Annotated in this window: 24 protein-coding genes; 7 read left to right on the forward strand and 17 right to left on the reverse strand. The window is 43.3% G+C overall.

Annotated elements, in window-relative coordinates; all coding sequences use genetic code 11:
- Positions 1–7: 7 nt before the first annotated feature.
- The 8 genes from SNR28_RS05515 to SNR28_RS05550 form a co-directional block, all read right to left on the reverse strand.
- Entirely contained in the window at positions 8–1,312 is a 1,305-nt protein-coding gene (locus tag SNR28_RS05515; RefSeq protein WP_375748211.1) for a diguanylate cyclase, read from the reverse strand.
- 41 nt (positions 1,313–1,353) lie between these two features.
- A complete protein-coding gene (locus SNR28_RS05520) occupies positions 1,354–2,247 on the reverse strand; it encodes a hypothetical protein (protein WP_375748212.1) in 894 nt (297 codons plus the stop codon).
- Positions 2,248–2,427: 180 nt separating this feature from the next.
- A complete protein-coding gene (locus SNR28_RS05525; protein ID WP_375748213.1) occupies positions 2,428–3,234 on the reverse strand; it encodes a heparin lyase I family protein in 807 nt (268 codons plus the stop codon).
- 116 nt (positions 3,235–3,350) lie between these two features.
- A complete protein-coding gene (citC, locus tag SNR28_RS05530; protein WP_375748214.1) occupies positions 3,351–4,442 on the reverse strand; it encodes a [citrate (pro-3S)-lyase] ligase in 1,092 nt (363 codons plus the stop codon).
- Between the two features lie 195 nt (positions 4,443–4,637).
- Positions 4,638–6,143 (reverse strand): tripartite tricarboxylate transporter permease, encoded by a 1,506-nt coding sequence (locus SNR28_RS05535; protein WP_375748215.1) that lies wholly within the window; start codon positions 6,141–6,143, stop codon positions 4,638–4,640.
- An 11-nt stretch (positions 6,144–6,154) separates the two neighbouring features.
- Positions 6,155–6,649 (reverse strand): tripartite tricarboxylate transporter TctB family protein, encoded by a 495-nt coding sequence (locus SNR28_RS05540; protein WP_375748216.1) that lies wholly within the window; start codon positions 6,647–6,649, stop codon positions 6,155–6,157.
- Between the two features lie 88 nt (positions 6,650–6,737).
- Entirely contained in the window at positions 6,738–7,727 is a 990-nt protein-coding gene (locus tag SNR28_RS05545) for a Bug family tripartite tricarboxylate transporter substrate binding protein (protein ID WP_375748217.1), read from the reverse strand.
- Between the two features lie 361 nt (positions 7,728–8,088).
- A complete protein-coding gene (locus tag SNR28_RS05550; RefSeq protein ID WP_375748218.1) occupies positions 8,089–8,982 on the reverse strand; it encodes a DMT family transporter in 894 nt (297 codons plus the stop codon).
- A gap of 125 nt (positions 8,983–9,107) precedes the next feature.
- Here SNR28_RS05550 and SNR28_RS05555 point away from each other — a divergent pair, with 125 nt between their 5' ends.
- Positions 9,108–9,566: an Lrp/AsnC family transcriptional regulator gene (locus tag SNR28_RS05555; protein WP_375748219.1), complete on the forward strand. Its 459-nt coding sequence runs from the start codon at positions 9,108–9,110 to the stop codon at positions 9,564–9,566.
- Positions 9,567–9,694: 128 nt separating this feature from the next.
- Here the strand turns inward: SNR28_RS05555 and SNR28_RS05560 are convergent, their stop codons facing one another.
- On the reverse strand, positions 9,695–10,435 hold the full coding sequence (locus tag SNR28_RS05560; protein WP_375748220.1) for a sulfite exporter TauE/SafE family protein: 741 nt from the start codon (positions 10,433–10,435) through the stop codon (positions 9,695–9,697).
- Positions 10,436–10,715: 280 nt separating this feature from the next.
- On the opposite strand from SNR28_RS05560, the gene SNR28_RS05565 reads away from it, so the two are divergent.
- The 3 genes from SNR28_RS05565 (at position 10,716) to SNR28_RS05575 (ending at position 14,662) form a co-directional block, all read left to right on the forward strand.
- The gene (locus SNR28_RS05565) at positions 10,716–13,247 is read left to right on the forward strand and encodes a glycyl radical protein (RefSeq protein ID WP_375748221.1); all 2,532 of its coding nucleotides are present in this window, start codon (positions 10,716–10,718) and stop codon (positions 13,245–13,247) included.
- Between the two features lie 121 nt (positions 13,248–13,368).
- Positions 13,369–14,322, forward strand: coding sequence for a glycyl-radical enzyme activating protein (locus SNR28_RS05570; RefSeq protein ID WP_375748222.1), 954 nt, complete (start codon positions 13,369–13,371; stop codon positions 14,320–14,322).
- A 124-nt stretch (positions 14,323–14,446) separates the two neighbouring features.
- A complete protein-coding gene (locus SNR28_RS05575) occupies positions 14,447–14,662 on the forward strand; it encodes an acetyltransferase (protein WP_375748223.1) in 216 nt (71 codons plus the stop codon).
- A 134-nt stretch (positions 14,663–14,796) separates the two neighbouring features.
- Here SNR28_RS05575 and SNR28_RS05580 read toward each other — a convergent pair whose 3' ends face one another.
- On the reverse strand, positions 14,797–15,471 hold the full coding sequence (locus SNR28_RS05580; protein ID WP_375748224.1) for a glutathione S-transferase: 675 nt from the start codon (positions 15,469–15,471) through the stop codon (positions 14,797–14,799).
- A 234-nt stretch (positions 15,472–15,705) separates the two neighbouring features.
- Between SNR28_RS05580 and SNR28_RS05585 the strand changes: the two genes are divergently transcribed.
- The gene (locus SNR28_RS05585; protein WP_375748225.1) at positions 15,706–17,307 is read left to right on the forward strand and encodes a long-chain fatty acid--CoA ligase; all 1,602 of its coding nucleotides are present in this window, start codon (positions 15,706–15,708) and stop codon (positions 17,305–17,307) included.
- A 70-nt stretch (positions 17,308–17,377) separates the two neighbouring features.
- On the opposite strand, the gene SNR28_RS05590 is transcribed toward SNR28_RS05585, so the two are convergent.
- Positions 17,378–18,931 carry a PAS domain-containing methyl-accepting chemotaxis protein gene (locus tag SNR28_RS05590; RefSeq protein ID WP_375748226.1) on the reverse strand — a complete coding sequence of 518 codons (1,554 nt, stop codon included), beginning with the start codon at positions 18,929–18,931 and terminating at the stop codon, positions 17,378–17,380.
- Positions 18,932–19,266: 335 nt separating this feature from the next.
- Between SNR28_RS05590 and SNR28_RS05595 the strand changes: the two genes are divergently transcribed.
- Complete coding sequence (locus SNR28_RS05595) at positions 19,267–19,896, forward strand: hypothetical protein (RefSeq protein WP_375748227.1); 630 nt, start codon at positions 19,267–19,269, stop codon at positions 19,894–19,896.
- Between the two features lie 4 nt (positions 19,897–19,900).
- On the opposite strand, the gene SNR28_RS05600 is transcribed toward SNR28_RS05595, so the two are convergent.
- Complete coding sequence (locus SNR28_RS05600) at positions 19,901–20,656, reverse strand: helix-turn-helix domain-containing protein (RefSeq protein WP_375748228.1); 756 nt, start codon at positions 20,654–20,656, stop codon at positions 19,901–19,903.
- Between the two features lie 110 nt (positions 20,657–20,766).
- On the opposite strand from SNR28_RS05600, the gene SNR28_RS05605 reads away from it, so the two are divergent.
- On the forward strand, positions 20,767–20,916 hold the full coding sequence (locus SNR28_RS05605) for a hypothetical protein (protein WP_375748229.1): 150 nt from the start codon (positions 20,767–20,769) through the stop codon (positions 20,914–20,916).
- Positions 20,917–20,978: 62 nt separating this feature from the next.
- Here the strand turns inward: SNR28_RS05605 and SNR28_RS05610 are convergent, their stop codons facing one another.
- From SNR28_RS05610 to SNR28_RS05630, 5 genes are all read right to left on the reverse strand, one after another.
- A complete protein-coding gene (locus SNR28_RS05610; RefSeq protein WP_375748230.1) occupies positions 20,979–21,548 on the reverse strand; it encodes an NnrU family protein in 570 nt (189 codons plus the stop codon).
- A 103-nt stretch (positions 21,549–21,651) separates the two neighbouring features.
- Positions 21,652–22,839 carry a multidrug effflux MFS transporter gene (locus SNR28_RS05615; RefSeq protein ID WP_375748231.1) on the reverse strand — a complete coding sequence of 396 codons (1,188 nt, stop codon included), beginning with the start codon at positions 22,837–22,839 and terminating at the stop codon, positions 21,652–21,654.
- Between the two features lie 33 nt (positions 22,840–22,872).
- Positions 22,873–23,664 carry a siderophore-interacting protein gene (locus SNR28_RS05620; protein ID WP_375748232.1) on the reverse strand — a complete coding sequence of 264 codons (792 nt, stop codon included), beginning with the start codon at positions 23,662–23,664 and terminating at the stop codon, positions 22,873–22,875.
- 11 nt (positions 23,665–23,675) lie between these two features.
- Positions 23,676–24,302: a recombinase family protein gene (locus SNR28_RS05625; RefSeq protein ID WP_375748233.1), complete on the reverse strand. Its 627-nt coding sequence runs from the start codon at positions 24,300–24,302 to the stop codon at positions 23,676–23,678.
- A gap of 170 nt (positions 24,303–24,472) precedes the next feature.
- The gene (locus tag SNR28_RS05630) at positions 24,473–25,102 is read right to left on the reverse strand and encodes a LysE family translocator (RefSeq protein ID WP_375749905.1); all 630 of its coding nucleotides are present in this window, start codon (positions 25,100–25,102) and stop codon (positions 24,473–24,475) included.
- Positions 25,103–25,179: the final 77 nt, after the last annotated feature.

Raw genomic sequence — 25,179 nt, forward strand, 5'->3', positions numbered from 1 at the left:
GATCACTTTATTCGAATTCATTGGTAGAGGTTACCACCTCTACCCTGTTTCTTCCGTTGTCCTTCGCTCTATATAGCGCCTTATCCGCCATATCAATCAGCTTTGAACTGGTAAAAGCAGCGCCAGGCCTCAATACTGCTAACCCTATACTCACCGTAATTACGCCAGTATCAGTATGTTGATGCGTTATTTTTTTCGATTCTATGGACGTTCTCAGCTCATTCACATGGCGAACTGCATCGTCGTACTCCATGTTGCCAAGTAGCAATGCAAACTCTTCACCACCGTATCGAGCAGCCAAATCACCTGGTCTTTGAGCAAAACCAGAAAGAATTTCTGCCAGTCGTTTTAAACATCGATCACCTTCGGGATGACCGTAATTGTCGTTGTACGATTTAAAGTGGTCGACATCAATAAGAGCCAGAGCCATACTTTGCTCGGTTCTTTTTGCTCTGCGAAGTTCGGACTCTATATCAGTGAAAAACTTTCTCCGATTAGCCAAGTTTGTCAGGAAGTCTGTTTCGCTCAAGTACTCCAGTTTCCGGTTAGCTTTTTCAAGCTCTTCCGTGCGCTCCGCGACTTTTTGCTCTAATGAGTGAAGCAACTGTTTCTCCCGTTCCCTCGCCTTTACCAGTTTTTCTCCGGTGTTATTCAGGCTGTCGACTAACTCATCCAGTTCATCTGGTGGATTTCGTGGTGCGCGATTTAGCGTCAATCGATAAAACCTTCTGACAGAGGAAAACGAACTTGTGTAACTGGCGATTTTTTCAAGATGACGTGTAATCAGAGCGGCAAACAACAAAAGAATAGACAGCGACACAACAAACGTTTTTATGGTTTGGGTCAGCAGAACAATACTAATCCGTCGCACTGTTCGTTGATAAACGGTGTCCATATTCGGTGCGACATATAATCGCCCGACTTCTACCCGATTGGTACCGGCTTCAACGATTAACGGCCAGGCTCTTAGCTGCTGGCTATCAAGGTCTATTTCCCCATAGGTAATTTCCCGTTCCATTGGGCCATATTTCGCCATAACACCCGCTATCCAGGGCGAACCATTAATTCCCTGAATTTGGACGTCAAGCTGATTAGCATCATAGTTATAGATGGCTTCTGCTATCCCTGAAACTAAATGCTCTTCTGTGTAGGTAAGAGCATTGGTCACATCGGTTAAATCTCTTCGATAATCTAAGGTGAGCTGTATTGAAGTGGCAATAAGCGCATTTAACGCGCTGATCACAATAACCCAAAGCATCAACCGTCTGCCTAGCTGACTTTTCCATGCTGACTTCGTGATTCCAGCTTTCATCTGCTTTCTTTTATTGTCGGGTGCAAAAAACATTCGATCTTTTATTTCAGCTGTCCAAAAGGTTGATACTGCATCAGTAGCGCTTCATGTTTCTCTCTGGCTTGACTGTCAAGCTCGTAAAACTGATGTCGATTCCACGAAGGATCGGCACCTTCCTGTTCAATGACCTCATTAATTCGTTCAATAACCTGCTGACCTTTTATTCCCTTAGTACATCCCACATGCCCAAGCGCATATTCTGGCATTCCTTGCATAGATAGATATTCAAGCTCAACACCTTTGAATGTTTCGGTATAGACCGAGTACCATTGAATCTCGAATGGATAAGCAATGACATAATCTATCCATCCAGCTCTCAACTGGCTCACTGGGGTTCTAAAATCCGTTGCTCTGCGATTGATATGTTTGACCCCTTCGTTCTCTTTTAGCAAGTCACTTACCAGAGATGGGTATGCTCTATCTCTCGGTATTGTTGTTGTGAAGCTATCATCAGATAACAATGAATCCAGGTTCACTTTACCTTCAGGTGTTAGATGAGGGGAGTATCGCTCCAGATCTTTTTTACGTATGACGATATGGTGAGGCAAAGCCATAATAATAGGCTTGCTAAATTCGACAAACGCTTCACGTTCGGGGACCCGAAGTAAGAGAGGATTACAAGTAAAAACTCCGTCTCTCATCAAGCCGATGACTCTGGTGAAGCTGGTCTCTTCAAATGTATGGTTTATTTCAGGCGTTTCCGCTACAAACTTCTTTATAAACTCAACCGCAGCCCCTTCTCCGGGAAGCTTTTTACTTACAAGCAGGTAGGGTGGAAAGTTGTATAGACTCCAATGCACGTCCATTGGCTGCGCGTTTTTTGCGTCAATCGCAGTCGCAACACAACACGTTAATAAAAGAGTCAACATCCTTAGCATTGAGTTATTGAAATCCATTTCATATCAGCAATATTTATATCATGGACCAGATTGCCGGATTTAGAAACATATCATGCTGATTTTCATGTATAAGTGAGACATGATTTACACGTATGCCAATTCACTGAAATAGAGCAAAAAACGCTCAAAAGTCACCTTTGAGCGTTCTTTCTGTGCGAAAACGAAGTTATTTGGATGTTAGTTCGAGCTGGTTAACTCTTTATAGCCAGGTTGGACCGACTCTTTCGTCAACCCCCGAGTAACATATCGGTAGTAAACACTCTGGGTTGGCAGACTGTCGATCTTCTTTACTCTTTTGTATTTCGACACGAACGTTCTATACAGCCCATATTTAAAATATGACTTAGATGCAAAGAGAGTCTGACCATTAAAGCGCGCTTTTTCCTTACCGTTTACCCAGACCTTAAAAAATCCGCTCGGGTTTTTAGCCCACTTCACATGAAGTTCTATACGGTGCCATTTCCCCCTGAGCTCTTCGTCAGATAATAACTCCCATACTGTCACAGTTTCGCCATCTACCTGCCTATCCAGATGATAGCCCCCCTTCTTTGCTGGAATCCAAGTATCATTTAAAGGTGGGGACTGATTCTGGAACATGAATACAGGAGGGGCTTTTACCTGATGAAATTGTCCTAAAGCGACTTTTGTCGGGAAAACACTCGGATAGTCTTCAGGAAAATAAATCTCCCAGGCATACCAGTATTCACTGCCATCAACTTGCCTGTTGGTCTTCTGCGATAACTCACTGCGTTCTCTGTCATTCGCACAGTCGCTCCAACCCGAATCTGATGCGCAATCTCCATCACGGACTTCAAAGTACTCAACTAATTCAGTATTAGAAGAATCAATAGGATCCTCTACCTTCTGATAGCCATAACTTTTATTGTTAAGCGAACGATCAAAACGACCAAAATCTTTATAAGCTGTAGCTTCACACCCTAAAATAATGACTGACGAGATCGCGACAATAAAATAATTCTTCACCAAACAGGCCCTTTTGTTACACGTATGTTAATCTATTGTAGATTATTCAACTCTCAAGACCAACATAATTACATGATAAGAGCAGGCAATAGGCTAAAATTGCTGCTCAGCAAGAGCTACACCTCGACGGTTAACTGCGGAATGCCCTTGGCTTTGGCTTGTTCTCGTTTAGCCATATAAGGAGAAGTCTCTTCGCTAAAGAGATCTTTGAGATAGGTATAGGTTGTTGTGGGCACGATCTGTTCAATCTCTTCCCAGCGGTTTTGGAATAAAAGGTTGCGGACCAATGATGCAGAGATTGGGAGCTCCCCCTCTTCACATCGAGGTATTTCAATCAGTTCTATTGGATCAGACTCTAATGTCGGTGTTGCAAGCCACTGATTCATCTGTTGATTATAGAAACGGGTTACTTTACAGATAGGTTCGGTACCCACGTAACGGTGCGTAATACCAAGCGCTGGAGCCAGGTACTCACGGAAAAGCTGTAGGTCGATAGCAGTATGCGCGAAGTTGATTACGCCTTCGTCTTTAAGAAAATAACTAGGAAACGTCGCACGGGAGATCATGTAGTCTGAGCCCGGATGAACAATCACATTGCCGAACTCTTCAACACCGGCACGAATCATGTTCAGCCTGTCGTTGTAGGTGAAAAATGAGCTATCTTCTTTGACAACAAACAAGTGTAGCCAGTCGCACTCATTCGATGCTTTTTCTACCAAGTAACGATGACCTTTAGTAAATGGGTTGGCGTTCATCACGATACTACCAACGCGATCACCCTGCTGGCGCTTTTGTGCCAATTTATTGCAGTACTTTTGGAGACGATTCTTACTGTTCTCCATCAGAATAACTCGGTCTTTTACCGAGGTTAGAAGATAGAAGCCAGCTGCATGGAACATCTGGTAGTTTTCAGGCTTAGTGTAGATAAACAGGTTGTAGCGGCCCATGTCATAAGCCTGAGTCACTAACTCTGTCAGAAGCTTGGTAGATAAGCCTTGACCTTGCTGGCTTTCATCAACGGCGACCGATTTAATAGTGCTGCCAGCCAGCCCACCACAGGCAACAATTTCGTAGCCAGAATAAGCGACAATAAACAATTCCACATCAACATCCACACCCAGATCCATCTTAGTCAGGAATGCGCGCACCTTCTCCATTTTGCGGCTGCTACCGTTGATAACCTTTTCGAAATTGTATGTTCCAAGCACCTGACTATCCCATTATTGACCCACGAGAGGATTATGCTCCCCTGGGGAATGAAAAAGCATGATGTAAATCATGTGATTCAGAAGGTTTATATTTTTTCAATGGCGTTTATGAACTTATTCTTTGACTAAGTAAAACAAGTACATAAAGACCATAAAAGTCAGCCCTTTAGCTGGGCTGACTTTCATTTATATTACTTAAGCAGTTTGTGCTTCTGCCTTGTTCTTACGCATCATGCCTATAACCGGAAGAGCGATAGAAAGCACCGTAATCGCAATCAGAATCTGAGCAACCGTTGAGTGCATAAACACAGACAGGTCCTGATTCGAAATTCGGTAAGCCTGACGGAACGACTGCTCCATGGTGCCACCGACGATTACCGCAAGAATCATTGGTGCTGTCGGGATGTTTGCACGCTTCATTACAACACCGGCTACACCAAGGATAACCAGAATATAAAAGTCGACTACTGAGTTACTGATTGCGTAACAACCGATGAACGCCAGTCCAAGTACGATTGGATATAGCATCTTAGGTGGAATTGCCAGTACTCGTACTAACACACCTGCTAGTGGGATGTTCACGATAGCCAGAATAAAGTTCGCTACGAACATACTTGCAATCAGACCCCATGCCGTTTCAGGGTATTGAGCAAACAGCATTGGACCAGGCTGAATACCCAGCATAAGCAGTGCACCCATCATTACCGCTGTGGTACCTGAACCCGGTACACCCAGAGATAGCATTGGAATCATCGCACCGATAGATGCTGCGTTGTTCGCAGATTCTGGTGCCGCAAGGCCTTCAATCGCGCCGTTACCAAACTCTTCACTCTTCTTAGAAAGCTGCTTCTCGTTGTTGTAACACATCAGAGAGGCCATAGTACCACCAGCACCCGGTAGAGAACCGATGATGAAGCCTACAGGTGCACTACGTAGGATAGGCCACTTTGAGCGTTCCCAGTCGTCACCCTGAATCCAGATACGCTTAAACTTAGTTTGTGCTTTCTTAGTGCCCTGACTAAGGGAACGGAAGCTCTTAAACACTTCACCCAGTGCATAGATACCAATGATAACCACAAGGAAATCAACACCTGTCTGAAGCTCTAAGTTGCCGAATGTAAAGCGTTCCACACCTGATTGCGCATCAATACCAATGGTCGCAATGGACAGACCAACCACCATGGATAAGAAGCCTTTCAGCATATTACCTTTCGACATGGAAGCCGTCATAGAGAGCGCTGCGACCATCAGCAGGAAGTACTCTGCAGGACCAAACTTAAGTGCAAAACTTGCAACAGGTTCCGCCAGAAGCGTCATCAGAACCGCAGCGATAGTACCACCAATCAAAGATGCAATCGCAGACATTGCCAGCGCGGATTCCGCACGTCCCTGCATCGCCATTGGATAGCCATCAAAGGTTGCTGCCAATGCTGCACCATCCCCTGGGGTGTTGATTAAGATGGAACTACGTGAACCACCAAACATTGCACCGATGTAAACACCCGTCATGGTGATAAGCGCAGCCGTAGGGCCCATAGCGAAAGTCATAGGTAGCAGTACTGCCACACCCGTTGCAGGGCCAAGGCCCGGAAGCATACCAACGATGGTACCCAGAACACCACCAACCGTTACTAAGAGCAGGTGATAAGGTTGCAGCGCGACGCCGAAACCATTCATTAAGTTAGCTAGAATCTCAGTCATGATGAGCGCCCTTATTCAGTAAATGGTAGTGGTGGAAGACTGATACTCAACAGCGTTGAGAAGATGAAGAAAACACCCACAGCAAATACCAAAGCAATCACTGTGTTCTTAACCCAGTTTTCTTTGCCGCTGGTGATGGTCAGCATCGCAATCATAAACAGGAAGGTGCTGATCACATAGCCTAAGTGTTCAAATAGAACTGCATAACCAATTGAAATAATGCAAGTATATAGAATACGACGACGGTCGCCTTTCTTAACTTCATCTTCGTTAAGCAGGTCTTTGTACGCCATTACTGACGCCTTTAAATTACTTTTAACCAGCAGAAGGGCGCCAATTAAAATAGATATGGCTGCAATGCCAAGTGGAAAATAGATTGGGTCCATAGGGTTACCGAATGCAGCGCGAGGCATGGTGTAAGCCATAAAGCCGTATACCAAACCGAAACCTACACCGAATAAGCCTGTGAATGCATCCCAATTCGGACGAATAGTTTTGTTTTCCATAGGATTTATCCTTTAGCCGGAACAGAGATATAAAACATAGATAAAACAATGGATAAGGGTTTTCCCCTTATCCATAGGAGTTGACAGATTACTTAGCGAATACTTCGTTCAGGATCTCTTTGTACTGCTCGTTAGTTTGAGCAAGGAACTTAGTGAAATCTTCACTGTTCTGGTATGCATCATCCCAACCGTTACGTGTACGAGCTTCAGACCACTCTTGAGTTTCAGCCATCTCTTTCAGAGTCTTGTTCCAGAAGGTTACCGCGTACTCAGGCATATCTTTAGGACCGAACAGACCACGCCAGTTTTCAAACGTCGCATCGATACCCTGCTCTTTCACTGTTGGAATTTCAGCAATTACGCCTTCACCGATACGCTTGTCAGCTGTCTGTGCAAGTGCAACCAGATTGCCACTCTTAACCAGTGAAGTTACATCGCCAAGGCCTGTAGAGATTAGGTCAATGTGGCCACCAAGTACCTGTGCAACTGCACCGCCATCCTGGAATGAGATGTAGTCGATCTGATTTAGGTTAGGAACACCCGCTGCTTTTGCGATCATCAGGAACTGAATGTGGTCCATTGAACCAGCAGATGAAGTACCACCAATCTTAACGCTCTTAGGATCTTTCTTAAGTGCTTCCATCACTTCGTTGATAGAGGTGTATTTAGAGTCTTTTGAAACAACAAAAGCAGCATAGTCTGTGATCAGACGGCCAAGAGGAGTCGTATCTTTGTAGCTGTACTTGCTTGAACCGTTAAGGTGAGTAAGCAGAATTGGTGGAGAGTAAACTGAGATTAGGTTTGCTTTACCAACCTGAGTTTGCATATAAGCCAGGTTAACTGCACCACCACCACCAGGACGGTTAGTTACAGGCATGTTTGACTTAACCAGTTTGGTATCTTTCAGTGTTTTAGCAACCGTACGGATAGTTAAATCCCAGCCGCCACCAGCACCAGAAGGCGCAACCATAGATAGCGTTTTTGGCGGGTAGTCTTTAGCCATCGCATTGCTTAGAGGCATTACTGCAACAGAAGCCATTGCAGCTCCAATCATCACACTTTTTAGTTTCATGTTCATTGAAAAATCCCATTTTCATTATTTAGTTAAATTATCAACGCGAGGGAAATATATTCTCTGGCGATTTGATGGGATTATTATTGAATGAACTCGGAATAGGTTATGTGATTTAAAACTCTAAAAATTTGGTCTTTAATGCGGCAAATGGCGTAAATGACTTAAATAAGATCACATCTCTATACCATTGTTTTAAATGAACTTTAAATATCAGAACTTAATTTAATTCATTAAAAACCCCACATAAATGTGGGGTTGGTCATAGGTTTTATTCGCAGTTACACAGTAAGCAGATTTAATTCCTTGTTGTAGATCGGTTCTTTATCAAACGAAAGGTACTTATAAATACTTTCTTTATTTTCGTCTATCCCTGAGATGATATTTTGATATTCCTCAACACGCTCTTTCCGGGTGAAAGTACAGCGCCTATTGAAGCCATCACGATAGTGGCTATACCCAGGCTTTGGAATGTCGTTAACTCTTCTCCAAGGATAACAAAGCTGACAATGGCCCCGACAACTGGCTCGCCACTGGTTAACACTCCATACGTTTTGGTTGGAAGATGTATCAACGCTTTCATTTCCAACATCATTGGGATCGCACTTGAAAGCAATGCCACACATAGCAGAAGTATAACTAACTCCCCACCAAAATTAATTTGTGTCAAAGACTCGAATCCAACCGGGAGTACAAGAAGTGACGCAATGAAAATCCCTAAAGAAGGTGCCTGACGACCATGCTGCTGACCAGCTCGCTTACCGACAACAACATAAAATCCCCAAAAAATGGCAGCAAATCCGGCATACATGAGACCTAGAGGATCGAGCTCGGGTGCCCCAGATGTTATAGGAAGCAAAAACAAAATGCCCAAAGCCGCAAGGCCTGCCCATAGATAGTCAGAACGATTCTCTGAAAACAGAATAGAAACCAATAAAGGGCCCATTAGCTCGATGGCGATGGCTACACCCACTGGAATGCGCTCGATAGCCATGTAGAGGAATAAGTTCATTCCAGCGATAGTAAATCCATAGAGAATGACAGCTTCGACATTGCTGCGATTTAGTCTCACCTGCCAGGTTTTTAAGCCGATAATTAGAATCACAGCGGAGAACATCAGACGCATCGAAGTTACACCGACAGGTGCAGCTTCTGCGAATAACGATTTGGCGAGCGATGCGCCAGCGGTAATTGAGAGCATCGCAAGCAAAACAGCAATTACAGAAACGGCCGTCTCACTTTTCATCATTAACTGTTTCATGTTTCTCTCGTTCTTAATATGGATTCACACGACAAAATTTATCATTCACATAAGATAATCATTGTCATTTTTTACCACCTAGTGATAAAAATTATCACATTAGATGATTTAAGGAGCTTGAATCTGTGGACAGCGTAGATTTGAAAATTCTGGAACAGTTGCAAATTGATGCAAAAGCATCAATGGCCAGTATTGCCGACAAAGTAGGACTCTCAGAGCCCGCCTGTTACAGAAGAGTTCGACAGTTACGTGGTAGTGGTGTGATCGAGAAAGAAGTTGCTGTCGTGAAGCCTAAGAATATGGGTTGGCCCCTTAGCATGATGGTACTCGTTCAACTAGAAAGAGATCATAGCTCTATTGTGAATCAATTTCTTACAAGGATTAACAAAGAACCGGAGATCGTCGACTCATGGTATGTAACAGGCGACTATGATCTGGTGCTAAAAATTGTCGCGACCGATATGGAGGCATTCGATGAATTTACTCAAGAGGTTCTACATAAAGATGACAGCGTGAAGAGCTTTAAAACGTTGGTGGTGATGAGACACTCTAAAATGACCGGAGCAATACCGCCCGCGCCTTGATTTTTATACTTTGACTTTTAACTCCTAAGTTAATACACCTGAGCCCCTGAAAAAGGGGCCCAAGATATTTTTACATAGTCACTTTCTAATATAGTTACTTTCTATAAACCTAATTACTACAAAAATGCTCAAAAGTTGACATTTTTATACACGAGCGCACAACCGATGAACAGTAGGAAGCCATGTACAATCTTGTGATAATCAATTTTATACTTCTGTAAGAAGTGATAACCAACCATACCACCAGCAAGGCCTACCGCGAACGCAGGCAGAGCAGAAATAACATGAGAGATCACTTCATCTGTTATCAACCCTTCATTCCAAAAACTGATGTTTGCACCAATCATTTGAAGCATAAAGAAGAATGTCAGTGTTGATTTGACCTGATCAGCAGTCCAAGGCTGCATGGATGTGTAAGCAATCACCGGTGGACCCGATTCACCAACACTCGCTCCCAACACACCGGATGTAAACCCAGCACCAATAGTTACGGGAATTGAGGTTTTCTGAAACACAGGTTTAGTCGCACGAAACGAGTGCAGGCTCGAGATAATCAACACGATCCCCATGGTCAAAAGAATGTATTGCGATGGCATGGTTGCCAATAGCTTAGCACCTACAAATGATGCAGGAACTGAGCCCGCAAAAAGGATAAGACCAGTTTGACGTTGAATAGAATGGCGCATTTTCCAGGCAATAGGCAGTGTCACTAGCCAGCCAAAAATACCAGCGATAGGCACAGCAGTCTGAGCACCAACAATAAGTGAAAGCAATGGTACCGAAACCAGCGCGGAGCCGAAGCCGGTCAAGCCTTGAGTAAAACCCGCTAATGCAATGATGAGCGATACTAATATTACAGTGGTGTCCATAGGTCCTGTTTTGAGCTAAAGAAATTTATGGACACTATACGGCCAACGAATTAAATAACCATTACACATGTCACATAATGTTGTTTTTTGTATTTTTACTTTCATTTGTGTGACTATTTTCTCAGTAGTGCACATTTCTCCGCTTATAATGGGGGTATTGGTTATCTAGCCCCTATTAGGTAGAAACACATATCTGATGTTCGAAATGCCAATGTTCATTTCTTAAGGAGTGAGCATTGGCATTTTGATGATTTTTCAGTTTTAAATTTATGAGGCAAATATGGATAACTTCCAGGTTGATAGCGAGAGTTTGCATAAGATAAAGGCAGAGTCCCATACTCTGGCGCGCGGGGTAGAAGAGTTTGATAAAGTTTATGGTCTTGGTTTTGAAGTTGATCATGAGGATTGGTCACCCTATCCAAGAGTAAACCGACTTCGTCAGACATTTCTTAACAGACCTTATGATATTGATGTAGAGAGATTACGCCTTGTTACTGAGGCCTACAAAAACAATGAAAATGTGCCGCGCATTCTTCAGTGCGCCTATGCGTTTGAAAACATTCTTTTAAACAGCACACTGCATATATACCCCGAAGATCTGATCCTGGGTGAAATTGCTGCACCAGCAAAAGCATCCCCTATTTATCCAGAGTTTTCTGTCGACTGGATTATCGATGAAATTAAAAACTCTCCGTTTGAAGAGCGCTCGAATGACCAGTTCTATATACGTAATGATAAAGACAGAGCCGAGATCCTGGAGCTGTGTGAGTATTGGAAAGGCAAGAGCGCGAACGAAATCATTACTGCCCATTTAGATGAGGACCAGATAAAAGGTTCTCACATGGGAGAGAAAGTATTCCAAACCAACAACTACCATTTTGCTGGTATTGGTCACTTTGCCATGGACTTCAGTAAGCTGATGACCCTTGGTTATAACGGTGTGATAGAGCAGGCGAATAGCGCGTTTTCCAAGTTATCAAAGCAAGACCCCGACTTTGCAGAAAAGAGAGACTACTACAAAGCCACCATTATCATGCTAAGTGCAGCTATAAAATATATCACTCGATATGCGGATCTGGCTGAGACTATGTCGGTGTCAGAACAAGATGCAAACCGTAAACAAGAGCTACTTACCATGTCTGCCAATTGTCACCAGATCGCAGGTGGTGCCCCACAAAGTTTCTGGCAAGCGGTTCAACTTTTTAACTTTGCCGTGACGCTCACTCAGATAGAAGGAAATGGTCACTCTATCTCTTATGGTCGTATGGACCAGTGGTTGTTCCCGTTCTATGAAAAAGACGTGAAGGAACGAGCTGTTTCCAAATCATTTATCCTTGAGCTTATCGAAGTGCTCTATGTAAAAATGAACAACCCAACCAAACTAAAAGATAAAGGGACGGTTAAGGTTCGTAACGGTCGAGGGTTTGGTGGAGAAAGCTTAACGATTGGTGGTGTTGATGAAAATGGCAATGATGCGACCAATGATCTAACCATGTTGATGCTAGAAGGTTCTGTTCATACCCGAATGATGAACCCGTGGGTCTGTTTGCGTATGCATGACAACACACCTTATGAGTTAAAGATCAAAACAATTGAGTGTATCCGTGCCGGATATGGTCACCCGAAGCTTTTCAATGATGGTCCTGCCATCAAAGCGATGCAAGGTAAAGGAGTGACCATAGAAGAAGCTCGAGATTATGCGGTTGTAGGCTGTGTAGAGCCAACCATTCCAGGCAAAGAACATGGCTGGTTAGACGCGGGGTATGTCAATACAGCCAAAATGATGGAGATGGTTATCAATGGTGGTCGTATTCTTTCAGGCCCAAATGCGGGTAAGCAGTTAGGTCCGGATACTGGTAGTTTAGAGACTTATCAGTCTTTTGAAGAAGTGCTGGAAAGTGTTGATAAACAGTTCGCTTACTGGTGCGATCAACTTTGTAGCTGCCTGAATGTAACCGATAAAATTCATCGCATGGTTAAGCCTACTCCGTACATCTCTGCCTTCTTTGAAGGTTGTATTGAGTCAGGCAAAGATATGACTAGTGGTGGTGTAAAATATAACGGAACAGCACCTCAAGCTGCCGGAATCGCGACCTGTGCTGATTCATTAGCAACCATCAAAAAGCTGATGTTTGAAGATAAAAAATACACGGGCAAACAGCTACTTGATGCCGTCAAAGACAACTGGGAAGGTCATGACAAACTCTATGCGTTAGTAAACAGCTCTAAGATCCCGCACTACGGTAACGACATCGACGAAGCAGATGAGTTATTTGTCTACATGTTCGAAACCTACTGTCGCCATATTAAAGGGCGTATGAACCCTCGTGGTGGCAAGTTTAGCCCTGGTGTTTATACCGTAAACGCCAATGTTGGTATGGGTCTTTACACCAATGCATCTCTGGATGGGCGTAAGAATGAAGAGCCGATATCAGACAACATGGGACCGGTACATACAGAAGGAGGTTCTCATGATATCAGTGGCCCTACCGCCATTGTGAACTCAGTAACCAAGGTTGACCACAGTCTAGCAACCAATGGAACACTGCTAAACCTTCGTTTCCCTGAAGATGCAGTTTCTGGTGTAGAGGGCCGCGATATATTGGTGAGTTTTGTGGATGAATATATCTCTAAACAAGGGATGCATGTTCAGTTCAATATCATGAGTTCTGAGAAGATGAGAGCGGCACAAAAGAACCCAGAACTCTACAAAGACATGCTTGTACGCGTAGCGGGTTACAGCGCTTATTTCGTAGAACTAGGTAAGCCATTGCAGGACGACCTGATTCAACGTACTGAACTACGATTTTAAAAAAAACGATTTTAAAGCAACGATTTTTGGATCTAGCTTTAGAGTCATATATATAAGTCTTTGGAAAAGATAAACAGGAAGGCACGGTGCAGTGCCTTCCTATTAATTATTGAGGTTGAATGTGTTGAATTCCGGAACGGTACTTAACGTCCAACGATTTACGCTGCATGATGGTCCGGGAATTCGTACCGAGTTTTTCCTTAAGGGATGCCCGTTAAGGTGCGACTGGTGTGGTAATCCGGAGAGCTTCAATAAACACATTGAAGTGGGTGTTTTTCAAAACAAGTGCATTACCAGTAACTCTTGTGGTTCTTGTGCGGAGGTATGTCCCTCCCCGGATATGCTGACTTTCTCGGGTTCTAAGCTTGATATCATTGACCGAGATAAGTGCAGTAACTGCCTGGAGTGTTCAGAGGAGTGTCCTTCTGAAGCAATAAAGCAATGGGGCAAGATAATGACTGTCGATGAGTGCATGAAAATCATTCGTCAGGACAGAGGGTTTTACGAACGATCCGGTGGTGGCATCACTGTATCCGGCGGCGAACCACTTCTCCAGAGTGACTTTGTTCTTGAGCTTTTTAAAGCTTGCAAATTGGAAGGCTTCCATACCTGTCTGGAATCGAGCTTTTTTTCCAACTGGGGCAGAATCGACAAGCTACTTCCCTACACCGATCTGTTTATCTCAGATATCAAAGCGATGGACAGCGATTTACATAAAAAACACACTGGCGTCGATAACAACAGAATCTTGGAAAATCTTATTAAGCTCTCTAATACCGGCAAAGAGCTTATCCTGAGAATTCCGGTCATTCCTGGCGTAAACGACTCTATGGGGAACGCAGAAGCTACTGCTGACTTCATCCTAAATAAACTAAATGGAAAGATCCGCACACTACAGCTATTAAGCTTTATGAGACTTGGAGAAGAAAAGTATCGGTCACTAGGTCTCCCATACAAAATGAAAGACCTGGAGTTTGATAGAAATGAGTTTCAGCAGCAGGTAAACACTATTGCTGAATACTTTAATCAACGAGGAATTCACTGCCTGGTTGGGACCAAGGAAAAGGAGCAATAAATGCCTCGTATGCTACTGCTCGCTCTGCTACTAATTTGGGCAGGACAAGTGAAATAGAAAAAATTCTCATTTTCAAAATAGCAATTATACTTAATAGTGATCTTTTCGATTGAGGATAACGAAGATGTTTTTGAAAGAGAGAAAGAGCGGTGACCTTGTTGACGTTGTTGAAATGAAGAGGTTGACCAGCTTGTTTCAGGATAGCGTCGAGGGCCGTCTACAAGCCGGGGAAGAGCAACAAGATCCTCAGATGTTTAAAAAGTCTGAACTAGTATTTATGTCAGGTGAAGAGCTTCCACGATGCTGGACCGATCCAAATTACCGCTCTATAAACAAATAACCTTCTGGTAGGCACGCTACAGTAAAGATGCTTAGGTATGTTAGCAATACCTTGAAAAGCCGCTAATATTGCCTGTTAGTGGCTTCTCTTGCATCCATATACTGATTTACTAACGAGAACTTGAAACAAGAGAATTAACCACCAAAATAAATATCTTTTCGGTTATTTATCCAAAGTTCATGATTTTCCATTACTTTTGAAAAAGTCGGGCTTTGCAAGTAACGATTAAGCCAATGACGGAGTTTAGGGTAAGGGCTCTCTCGAAACCATTTCTTTTCGACTCTGGCGAACTTCCTTATAAACGGCATTATGGCGATATCAGCCAAGCTCTCCTGTTGAGAAAACAAAAAATCACCTTCCGTTAATTTATCCTCCAAAATCTGCAAATACCGTTCGCACTCCAACCTTCGTTCAATCCAATTATTATCATGATAACGTTTAGCGCTGCTGAAGTTACTGAGCGCTAAGACGAAATCATATTCAAACTCGATAATAAAACTGATCATTGAAGGCAAGGTGCTCTTCTCTTCTGAAAGCAACAGATTGTCTGGATCATTTCGGGAAAGAGCCCATAACATCACTTCCAGGCTCTCTTCAATAATCATATGACTACAATTATCTTTGTTATCTGGAACCACTAACACCGGAACACTTCCCTTTGGTGATAACAATAACATCTCATCAGGTTTGTTGTTGAGCTTGATAGCTCGAAGCAGTACTTGTTCTTGAGAACTATAAATAGCCATTCTGGCACGCATAGCATACGGACAGTTTTGAAGTGAATAGAGTATTGGAATATTTTCGCTCATGAGATGACCTATGCAGTTTTAGTCAATTATATGTGTTTATGGATCAATTCCCCTTTCTACCACATACCCCTATTTAGCCTAGTACCTAAAACTATACGCAGTTAACAATTAATGCGTAACCTGTTTGCTGTATTTCGCAGATTATATCAACCTAGATTATTGAAAGTTTACATCAGACTACCCTCTGCTTTTGTCTGATAATCCAACAAATACAATAAGATAATAAGAACTGCTATGAGCCAATACGTAAACGAACCATCCAACTACCAATTACTGATCAAAAGCCTTCTATTTTCTCCAGTGGCTTATGATCCTGAGCAAGAAATTGTATACGCTAATCACCGTCGTCACAGTTACGCAACTTTCCACAACAGAGTAAGACAGCTCGCCAATACACTAACCAGAATGGGAGTGAAAAAAGGCGATACCGTAGCGGTGATGGATTACGACTCACACCGTTACCTTGAATGCTACTTCGCTATTCCAATGATTGGCGCGAAGCTACATATGATTAATGTAAGACTCTCACCTGAGCAAATTCTCTACACCATTGATCACGCCGAAGATGACGTTATTCTTATCCACGAAGAGTTCCTGCCTATTCTGGACCAGATAAAAGGTCGTATTGATACGGTGAACCAGTATGTGGTCTTACGTGACGACGATGAATGTGAGTACGAGCAACTACTGGCAAAAGAAAGTACAGAGTTCGATTTCCCGGATTTTGATGAAAATACTGTCGCGACGACCTTCTATACTACGGGCACCACAGGCATGCCTAAAGGGGTATTTTTTACCCACCGCCAACTTGTACTTCACACGCTCGGCATTTTAAGCTCGTTAGGCACGAACGCGGTTCAGGGACGCCTGCACCAAGGCGATATCTATATGCCGATTACGCCTATGTTCCATGTACACGCATGGGGGCTTCCGTTTATGGCGACCATGCTTGGGGTTAAACAGGTTTACCCAGGGAAATATATCCCAGATGTTCTGCTCGATCTGATTGAAAAAGAAGAAGTGACCTTCTCTCATTGTGTCCCTACCATCCTCCATTTACTGCTCAGTTCACCTAAAGCTCAGTCCATAGATTTCTCGAACTGGAAAGTGATTATCGGCGGTGCAGCATTGCCAAAAGCCCTGTGTAAATCGGCCCTTGAGCTTGATATTGATGTATTTGCTGGTTATGGCATGAGTGAGACCTGCCCTATCTTATCGATTGTTCAGCTTAGCCCAGAGCACCTGGAGTTGGATATAGACTCACAGGCAGAATACCGCTCTAAAACTGGTAAGAAAGTCACCATGGTAGAAGCGCATATCGTAGATGAGGAGATGAACCAACTCGAACACGACGGTGAACAAAGCGGTGAAATCGTAATAAGAGCGCCATGGCTGACACCAAATTACTATAAAGATAACAAAAACTCTAAAGCATTGTGGCGCGGAGGTTACTTGCACACCGGAGACGTCGCGACCGTTGATAGCGAAGGCTTTATCAAAATAACCGACCGCGTGAAAGATATGATTAAGATATCCGGTGAGTGGGTTAGCTCATTAGAACTTGAAGATATTATTCACCAGCATAAAGCCGTTTTTGAAGTCGCCGTTATCGGCATGCCACACGACAAGTGGGGTGAAGTTCCTCTCGCTCTGGTCACTTTAAAAGAAGGCTCAGAAGCGACAGAAAAGGAGCTTCTCAGCTTCGCCAAAGACTTTATTACCAAAGGCATCCTTGCAAGGGAAGCTCTGCTGATGAAGTTTAAGTTTGTTGATGTTATTGATAAAACCAGTGTCGGTAAGGTCGATAAGAAAAAACTAAGAGGGTTACATCTGTAACTGGCTGTCTGACTATAGAAAACCGAGCTGACCCGCTCGGTTTTCTATTTCGGTGATTATTTTCTAAACCCTAACTCTGAAATTGCTTAATGAGTCTCTGGAGGCCGTTCAGGTTAGAAACCAGGCTCTCCGTTCTGCTTACCGACTCCCTCGACGACTCAAGATTTTCGCCCGCGAGTGTTCTTATGTTACTAACACTTCTGCTCACTTCTTGCGTCACACTTGCCTGTTGCTCAACAGCAACCGCAATCTGATGGCTGTTATCAGTGACCGAGTTCAGCCTGCTTGAAATCGTGTTCAGAACGTCACCGGTCTCGTTGGCCCGTACCTGACAGTCCTTAGATAAACTCTCTCCTTTTTGCATGATTTCTACTGCATCACTTGCCGTCTCCTGAAGCTGAGAGATCATTTCCTGAATTTCATCGGTAGACGATCGGGTTTTGTTTGCCAGAGAACGAACCTCATCCGCTACAACCGCAAAACCGCGCCCCGCCTCACCAGCTCTTGCTGCTTCTATCGCTGCGTTTAGTGCGAGCAGGTTTGTCTGCTCAGAAATATTGCCTATCACATCCAGAATGCTTTCAATTTTCTGACTGCTTTCAGAGAGCTCATTGATAACCTTGCCAGAGTTAACCAACTCTATCGACAGTTGGTCAATAACCCGAAGCGTTTCTGAAATACTCGTTAGCCCCTTTTCAGACTCTTGTCTGGCATCATCCGTAACCTTTGTTGCTGAACCTGCACTATCCGCCACCTCACGAATTGAATGCGATAGTTCCTCTATCGCTGTCGCGACTTGCTCGGTCTCGGATGATTGCTGATCCAACCTTTGCTCTACCGACTTCATTGATTGGAACTCTCTGTCGGCCGATTCTGCAATCGCCTCGGCAGTCTCACCCGTTCTTCCTGCTACTGCACGAAGCTCCGATTGCTTCATGATTAATGCCAGTTCAATAGAAGAGTAGTCGTCCAGATGTCCGGTATAGATGTGTTCCATTTCAGCATTAGAGTAAGCTTTCTCCGCCATACTCTTAACACTGCTATGTCTTATTTTTTGCAAATAAATCGTAAGGATAAGGAGTACACTCGCTCCCACCCCGAAAAGCGTAGCAAGCCTTGATAAATCGGGGAGGAACAGGCTGAAAACAAGGCTCGCAAATACAATGATGGACATCACTAGCGTAGCATTGATATATGGTCGCCTGTTCTGGCGTCGATTTGTTCCAGATCGCAGTCGACGATAGGTCTCTTCTGCTCTGTCTATTTGCGCGGTGGTGGGCTTACTTCTTACTGACTGGTATTCAACAGTACGACCATCTTCTGACTTAATCGGTGTAACGAATGCCGATACCCAATAGTGGCCGCCATCTCTGCACTTGTTTTTAACCAGTCCCATCCAGCTTTTACCGGATTTGAGATATTCCCACATCTGTTTAAATGCAGCTTTAGGCATATCCGGATGTCGTACAACGTTGTGTGGATGACCAATAAGGTCCTGCTCAGTGAACTCGGAAACATCACAAAAGTGCTTGTTTGCATGAGTAACAATACTGTCAGGGTCTGTCGTCGAGATCAGATTCAGGGCTTCAGAATAATTTTTTCCGTGTGCATCGCTTTTGCTCATGCCTTTCTCCCAATAGAAAAATAAGACCAAAAGCCAAACTGACAGCACTAATATTATTGTTGTATTTAGTTCTAAATATAGCCTAAAGAAATATAAAACATAACCATGTTATTGATATGGTTATAAGGCCATATAAGTAAAAACCTGCCTTTTGTTCATTATCACCATAGTGTGTTTTGTTTTTATGTTGGCTATCTTTTTCATCGAAGTCTAAGCGGTCAAAATGTCCGTAGCTATTAGAATAAAATAAACACTATAGTTTTAATGAACAAAATGTAATTATTGCATTCATTAAAAGCAATCAAGTAACCACAATCACCTATCGGTTTACTAAAATGAATGAACAGAGATTAAAAGCAGCTGAGTTAGATTTTCTTACCCAATACCCCGGTGGTTTTTCCCATCCAGAAATGGTGAAAATAGGGAAAAAACATAACGTCACCAAAATGGTAGAACAGGCCCAGGATCTCTTTGCGTCCGAACGTTACTCGCAGCCCCAGTTAGTCGCAGAAAACATGGTTAAGATCACCAGCCGTTCATCCATGGTATCAATGTTCGAAAAGCCGAAATTACGTGATTGGGTTAAAGGTATGACTCATCATGAAAGAGAGAGTTATGCGTACTCACTCAAAGATATGCTTCATGGTGATCAGGAATACGGCTTTAATACCATGGTTAGTCTACTGGCCCCAGCGAGGCTCGCCAAATGGTCATTAATGACTATCCTTCCTAACTATTACGCTCCATTAGATGAAGTATTTGTAAAGCCAACTACGGCTAAGTCTGTAATCCAGTACTTCGAGCTAGAAAATATGGTTTATAAACCAACACCTACGTATGAGTTCTATCAAAAGTACCGTCAGGCTATTCTGGAAATGCGCTCAAAAACAGACGCTTCATTAACACCAAGTAATGCGGCTTTTTGTGGTTTCTTGATGATGACAACGGGTGCCTATAAAAGATAAGGCGTTATCTTTCCGTCAGATTCATTGGTTGCTTTCGTTCCGGATGAAAGCTTCCCTTAGCACCCATATCCACAATCGTATACTCACAGGTGTTAATTGTGTTTTCGTCTCTGGTTTGAGTCAGCTTCAACGACTCCTGCATCAACTCTTCCAGTTTCAGGTTGTATTCCCTGAATTCATCTTCAGTAAGACGTAACTTAGCGCTAATGAAATACGCATCATCCGAATGAATTTCCTGTACACGTTCTTTTAGGCCATCGATGATCTGATTCTTAAAAAACATTGGAAAACGGTTGGAATCTGAGAAGCAGATATGCCTTGGCACCAATAGCTTAAACTGTACGCCACTCGTAATCTCGACAAGTTCTATGCTCTCCAGCTTTCTAAGATAAAGATATAAAGAGGATTCATTCAGATTAAACTTTTCCATGATTTCGGAAGAACGCTGGTTACCGCATATCTCCGAAAAAATGGTATACAGCTCTGGCTGCTCACAAAAGACTCTGTCTTGTTCCATGGTAAAGGTTGGCGTTTTACTTATGTGCCTTTCAGCCTCCGCAATAACTAATGATAACGGCTCCTGAATTAGCTCGGACAGTTGAATAAGCCGATCCATAGAGACAGGCTGGCTCTTATTCAGTAGCCTTTTGACACTAACTTCCGAAACCCCTAAATGGACAGCAACGTCCTTATACGCGAGTCCTGCGCTCTTCAATCTTCTTTTAAAAACTAGACAAATCGTTTCATCAAGCTTGTTCATATCTTTTCTAGTATCTGTTCCCTTTCCTTCAAGTATCACCTAATGACCCTTCGAAAACAATGATTGCCATCTAAGTATCAATATCGGACTCTTAATAAAAAGGAGAGATTATGAACCATTACTACGATTACATTCCTGAGCTACACAAAAAGAGTTTTTATAGCGAACCGCACAAAGAGATCTGTAAACCCAAAAATTCGAAGCGCAACCCCACTGGGTTGTCATTGAGTATCGTGTTGATGATTATGGTGCTGATATAGAAGCTAAAGAGCAGAAGCCATCTGCCAATGCTCTTTATATTTTAAATTAGAAGTCGTGAGGACTAGCTGATAAGCGGCATTCCGATAAGCGCAGTGTGCAGGAACTTAACAAATGCATACGTCAATACAAGCCCAATCACAATCGCGATGACATCGTTCTTGCCCGAAGGCTTCAATCCTGGAAGTGCTCTTTGCTCTCGTTTCTTCATTGAGATTCGGTCCAGAACTGCCCATGCTAAGAAAGCGCCAAATAGGACAACGTCTGCCAACATGCCATTAACCAGTAGATGACTGAAAGCCCAGATTTTTACAGCGACCAATTGTGGATGCTTAGTTACCTGTTTAATCTTTCCCGGAAAGTATGGTGCGACAAACAAAATCATCGCAAACACCATCAGTAGCGATGTTAGATGCCTTAGCCAGTATGGTGTAGTGTAAAGAAGTACAGGTTCCAGGCGAGCAGCCGCATAACCTACAGCGATAAAGTAAATCCCTACAAATGAGATAAAGGAGTACACCCCCTTCCACATCAACTCATTCTTTGCCGCTACCCTGTCACGAAAGTCAGATGAGACTATAGATACCGAATGAATCCCTAGAAACAGCGCGAGGCCGAATAGTAAGCTCAACATTGTCATTTCCTTTTGAATTATTGTGATGCTAGCAATGTTGCTTAGCAACATTAATAGAACAATTATTCTACACAGAAGTAACAGTAAAGCGTACTGAAATTAGTTAATTCGTCTCAGTTTGTGGCGTCTGCCGAAGTCCAAACAGGATACTCGCCGTACAGAGCAAAGTGATGATCATTATCGTTAAACCAAGGTGCCATACCTGATTTATCCCTAGGGACATAACTAACATGCTGATCAGCGCGGATATCACCATTTGGCCTCCACCTGACAGCGCTGCAACCGAGCCCGCATTTTTCTTATAAGGCGTCAGCAACAAGGTTTGAGCACAAGGAAAAGCGATACCATTTCCCATAGTGAGAAGGAGCTGACCAAACATCATCGCTTCGGGCTCCAATGGTGCTAACAGAAACCAGATGGCGGAGCTAATGTGCAACAGAGGAGCAAGCATTAGCGTTCTCTTTGTGCCTAGTTTCGGTCGGACTCGGTTACTAAAAGTCCCTCCAAACAGCAGACCCAATGCAGGAATTAATGCCCATAGCGCGTACTCGTCTGATGTCATGCCGATTTGCATCTGCATGATAAAAGGCATAACGGAGATAGTGGTCACCACAAGGCTAAAGTTAAACCAACCAATGCTGGCAAAACTCAGGAAATAACCCGAACGCAATAGCCCAGCATAGGTTGTCACTATTTTCGTTACATTAGGTATTTTACGTTTCTCACTCACCGTCTCTTTAAACAGATAAAGCAGCAACACCAGAACAACTGCGATGTACGAACAAAGAGAGATAAATACCGCTAACCAGCCAAGATGAGCATTAATGTAACCACCCAGTACCGGTGCGACTATCGGTGTGAATGAGGCAACAATCGTTACCCATGATAAAGCTCTTGGCAGGTCATTCTCGCTGTATGAGTCTCGTATAGATGCTCGTGCTAAAACAGCACAGCACCCTGCCCCTAAGCCCTGTATAAATCGCCCAAACGTGAGCATCTCAAATGAGCTCGCGCCTAAGATCGCGATTGTCAGCCCAATAACAGCCAGTAGAAGACCGGAGATCAAAATAGGTTTTCTACCTATAGCGTCGGATAGAGGCCCATATAGCAGTTGTGAAGGACCAAAGCCTAATAGATAAATAGAAACAAGTCGCTGCGCTTCTTCAGCAGAAATAGAAAAATCCAGCGCCACCCATGGTAGCGCTGGCATAATTAACCCCATGCTAAACTGACCAATACTTACGATCAGCCCCGCTAACAGCACTGGTCTCCAGTCAAACGTTGAATTCATTTAAAGCCTAGTTATATTGTAATTTTTAGATAGTTACTGTGCCTGAGCATCCTGACTTTTTATTATTTTATGCCCATCTTCGGTGACACCATCTTTCCAGTAGCTACTAATGTAAATACTGTCTTTATCTACTTCTTTTTCATTTCTGAAATACTGTCTCAGAGCCTTCATGCTATCAAACTCACATGCGCACCAAATGGATACTACACCATCTAACCACTTCTTCTTTAACACATTTTCATGCAACGAGCTGGCTTCATTTTGTGGCTTTATTACCCACTCAACTTCTATACCTTCCGGATGTTCAATAGATTGGATATCCTCTTTCGATGCAACTTCAACAACCGCATATCCTTGCGCATCAGCACGCAGATTTTTTAGTTTTACAGACATAGCGGGTAACGCTGTCATGTCCGCAACTAAAAAGAACCAGTCAGCGTCCTTTTTTAATCCCTGAATCAATCCGGGACCAGCAACTGAGATGCTATCGCCTTGTTTCGCGGTTTCCGCCCAATGACTTGCAAAACCGCCCTCAACCTCCAAGTTTGAGTGGCTATCTGAAACATGACGTACAAAATCAATTTCTATGGTACTTGCCGCAGGATCAAAGCTTCTGATTGTGTAAGTTCTCATCACGGGGCGACCACCCATGATTTTCGGAAGTTTTGTTCCACCTTCTTTATTAAATAACAGCTTCACATAGCCGCCTTCGCAGTCGCTAGGGTAGTCTGCAAACTTGTCGCTTTGAAGAAGAATACGTTGCATATTTGGCGTTACTGCTGAGGAAGATACGACGGTTGCGACCGCAGGGCTAGGTTTTTTCATAGGAACTCTCTCTAATCTCTAATTTTCATTTCAGACATTTCCGCTTTGTGCTTAATCTTGCTTTTCACTCTTTTCACGGTTGATAAACTTGCACCAGTTTCATCTGCGGTGGCTTGCAACGTCTTTCCTTCAAGCAAAAGGGTAGCGATTTGATGATGCAGGGCCTTGTTTGCTCTGCGTCCTTTAAAGCGTTTTGCCCACTCTTCCGGGTTCTCCTTTAATGCTTTTCTGCTTGCTTCGGCAAAGCCGAGACGACGTTTCTTTTCGGCTTTGGCAATTCCTGCCAAGAGACTGAGTTGAGCAAGTGTGTCTGGGTTGTCTTTCTCAAGGGTCAGATTCTGATTGATGGTGATTATCTTTACACCACGATTCAGAATCACCTCTATGTTTTGTCTTACATCACCGAAATGAGAACCCAGTGAATCTAACCACCAAACAACGACAGAATCCCCCTCACGAAGCAGTCCTAACATCTCTTGAAGTTTTGGACGCTCTGCGGCAGGTACAAAACCTCTAATCTTAACTTCCTTAAAAAACTGAACCTCAGGAAGACGAGCTTTTATCGCTTCGATTTCTTCTTCGATATAGGGGTTCTTAGGAGAAAACCGAATATATCCGTATGCGCGAGTATTGTGCATGGTGTCACCTCTCTTTCTAACTTAGGCTCTATTTCAGAATAGGCTCATTTAGATGATAGGGTCATAATAATAGGTTCATTTGGTTCTGTAAACACCAAATGAACCTATTTGAGACAAAAAAATGGTGACTATCTAGCCACCATTTAATATTCATTTTTTATATCAGCCGGTTATCGACTCACCGCTAAGTAGGTACCCGCAAGGATCATTATTCCTCCTGCACCTCTATTAAGCCTTTTGTGGGCAACTGGTGTTTTTAGTAAAGCTGCCGCTCTCATTGCGCTATATGCAATAAGCATCAATCCCATGGTTAACGCGATGGAAGAAAGTACCGATATTAAAACGATATCCTCGGCTTTCAACGAAGTAAGATCGATGAATGTTGGTAAGAACGCGATGTAAAACAGAATAACTTTCGGATTAGAAGCCGAAATCAGAAAGCCTTGTATGAAGCTCGAAACTTTAGAAGAGCCATGAGCTTTGTACTCCCCGCTCTCAATTGCATCTCTGGTAGCAGGCAAAGCCTTAAACATCTTATAGCCAAGATAGATCAGATAAGCCGCGCCAACATAACGAATAACAATAAAGACTTCCGCCCAGTTTTCAGCAATCGTCGCCAAACCAAAACAGGCAAGAATCAGATAGACAAGATCACTGGCAACCATGCCTAATGCTAAGGCTAAGCAGCTACGAGCACCGCTTACCAATGCCCTCGCCAAAATGGCAAATACCCCAGGTCCAGGGGTTACGCTAAAAATAAAAATAGCGACAAAAAATGTCACTGCGCCTTCAAATGACATCATTCACTCCATAAATAGGTCGATCGATTGATCCGTTTTACTACAAAGCGTTCGGTTTGAAAACGTTTAATTATTGT

It is taken from the genome of Vibrio iocasae, assembly GCF_042245395.1.
Taxonomy (GTDB): domain Bacteria; phylum Pseudomonadota; class Gammaproteobacteria; order Enterobacterales; family Vibrionaceae; genus Vibrio; species Vibrio iocasae.

Bases quoted from the DNA above. Each gene is read 5' to 3' on its own strand.
- SNR28_RS05625 (WP_375748233.1), bottom strand. From the start codon at position 24,302: ATGCACAATACTCGCGCATACGGATATATTCGGTTTTCTCCTAAGAAC.
- SNR28_RS05585 (WP_375748225.1), top strand. From the start codon at position 15,706: ATGAGCCAATACGTAAACGAACCATCCAACTACCAATTACTGATCAAA.
- SNR28_RS05610 (WP_375748230.1), bottom strand. From the start codon at position 21,548: ATGTTGAGCTTACTATTCGGCCTCGCGCTGTTTCTAGGGATTCATTCG.
- SNR28_RS05540 (WP_375748216.1), bottom strand. From the start codon at position 6,649: ATGGAAAACAAAACTATTCGTCCGAATTGGGATGCATTCACAGGCTTA.
- SNR28_RS05580 (WP_375748224.1), bottom strand. From the start codon at position 15,471: ATGAGCGAAAATATTCCAATACTCTATTCACTTCAAAACTGTCCGTAT.
- SNR28_RS05560 (WP_375748220.1), bottom strand. From the start codon at position 10,435: ATGGACACCACTGTAATATTAGTATCGCTCATCATTGCATTAGCGGGT.
- SNR28_RS05575 (WP_375748223.1), top strand. From the start codon at position 14,447: ATGTTTTTGAAAGAGAGAAAGAGCGGTGACCTTGTTGACGTTGTTGAA.
- SNR28_RS05605 (WP_375748229.1), top strand. From the start codon at position 20,767: ATGAACCATTACTACGATTACATTCCTGAGCTACACAAAAAGAGTTTT.
- SNR28_RS05615 (WP_375748231.1), bottom strand. From the start codon at position 22,839: ATGAATTCAACGTTTGACTGGAGACCAGTGCTGTTAGCGGGGCTGATC.
- SNR28_RS05595 (WP_375748227.1), top strand. From the start codon at position 19,267: ATGAATGAACAGAGATTAAAAGCAGCTGAGTTAGATTTTCTTACCCAA.
- SNR28_RS05600 (WP_375748228.1), bottom strand. From the start codon at position 20,656: ATGAACAAGCTTGATGAAACGATTTGTCTAGTTTTTAAAAGAAGATTG.
- SNR28_RS05520 (WP_375748212.1), bottom strand. From the start codon at position 2,247: ATGGATTTCAATAACTCAATGCTAAGGATGTTGACTCTTTTATTAACG.
- SNR28_RS05550 (WP_375748218.1), bottom strand. From the start codon at position 8,982: ATGAAACAGTTAATGATGAAAAGTGAGACGGCCGTTTCTGTAATTGCT.
- SNR28_RS05590 (WP_375748226.1), bottom strand. From the start codon at position 18,931: ATGAGCAAAAGCGATGCACACGGAAAAAATTATTCTGAAGCCCTGAAT.
- SNR28_RS05545 (WP_375748217.1), bottom strand. From the start codon at position 7,727: ATGAACATGAAACTAAAAAGTGTGATGATTGGAGCTGCAATGGCTTCT.
- SNR28_RS05620 (WP_375748232.1), bottom strand. From the start codon at position 23,664: ATGAAAAAACCTAGCCCTGCGGTCGCAACCGTCGTATCTTCCTCAGCA.
- SNR28_RS05515 (WP_375748211.1), bottom strand. From the start codon at position 1,312: ATGAAAGCTGGAATCACGAAGTCAGCATGGAAAAGTCAGCTAGGCAGA.
- SNR28_RS05565 (WP_375748221.1), top strand. From the start codon at position 10,716: ATGGATAACTTCCAGGTTGATAGCGAGAGTTTGCATAAGATAAAGGCA.
- SNR28_RS05535 (WP_375748215.1), bottom strand. From the start codon at position 6,143: ATGACTGAGATTCTAGCTAACTTAATGAATGGTTTCGGCGTCGCGCTG.
- SNR28_RS05630 (WP_375749905.1), bottom strand. From the start codon at position 25,102: ATGTCATTTGAAGGCGCAGTGACATTTTTTGTCGCTATTTTTATTTTT.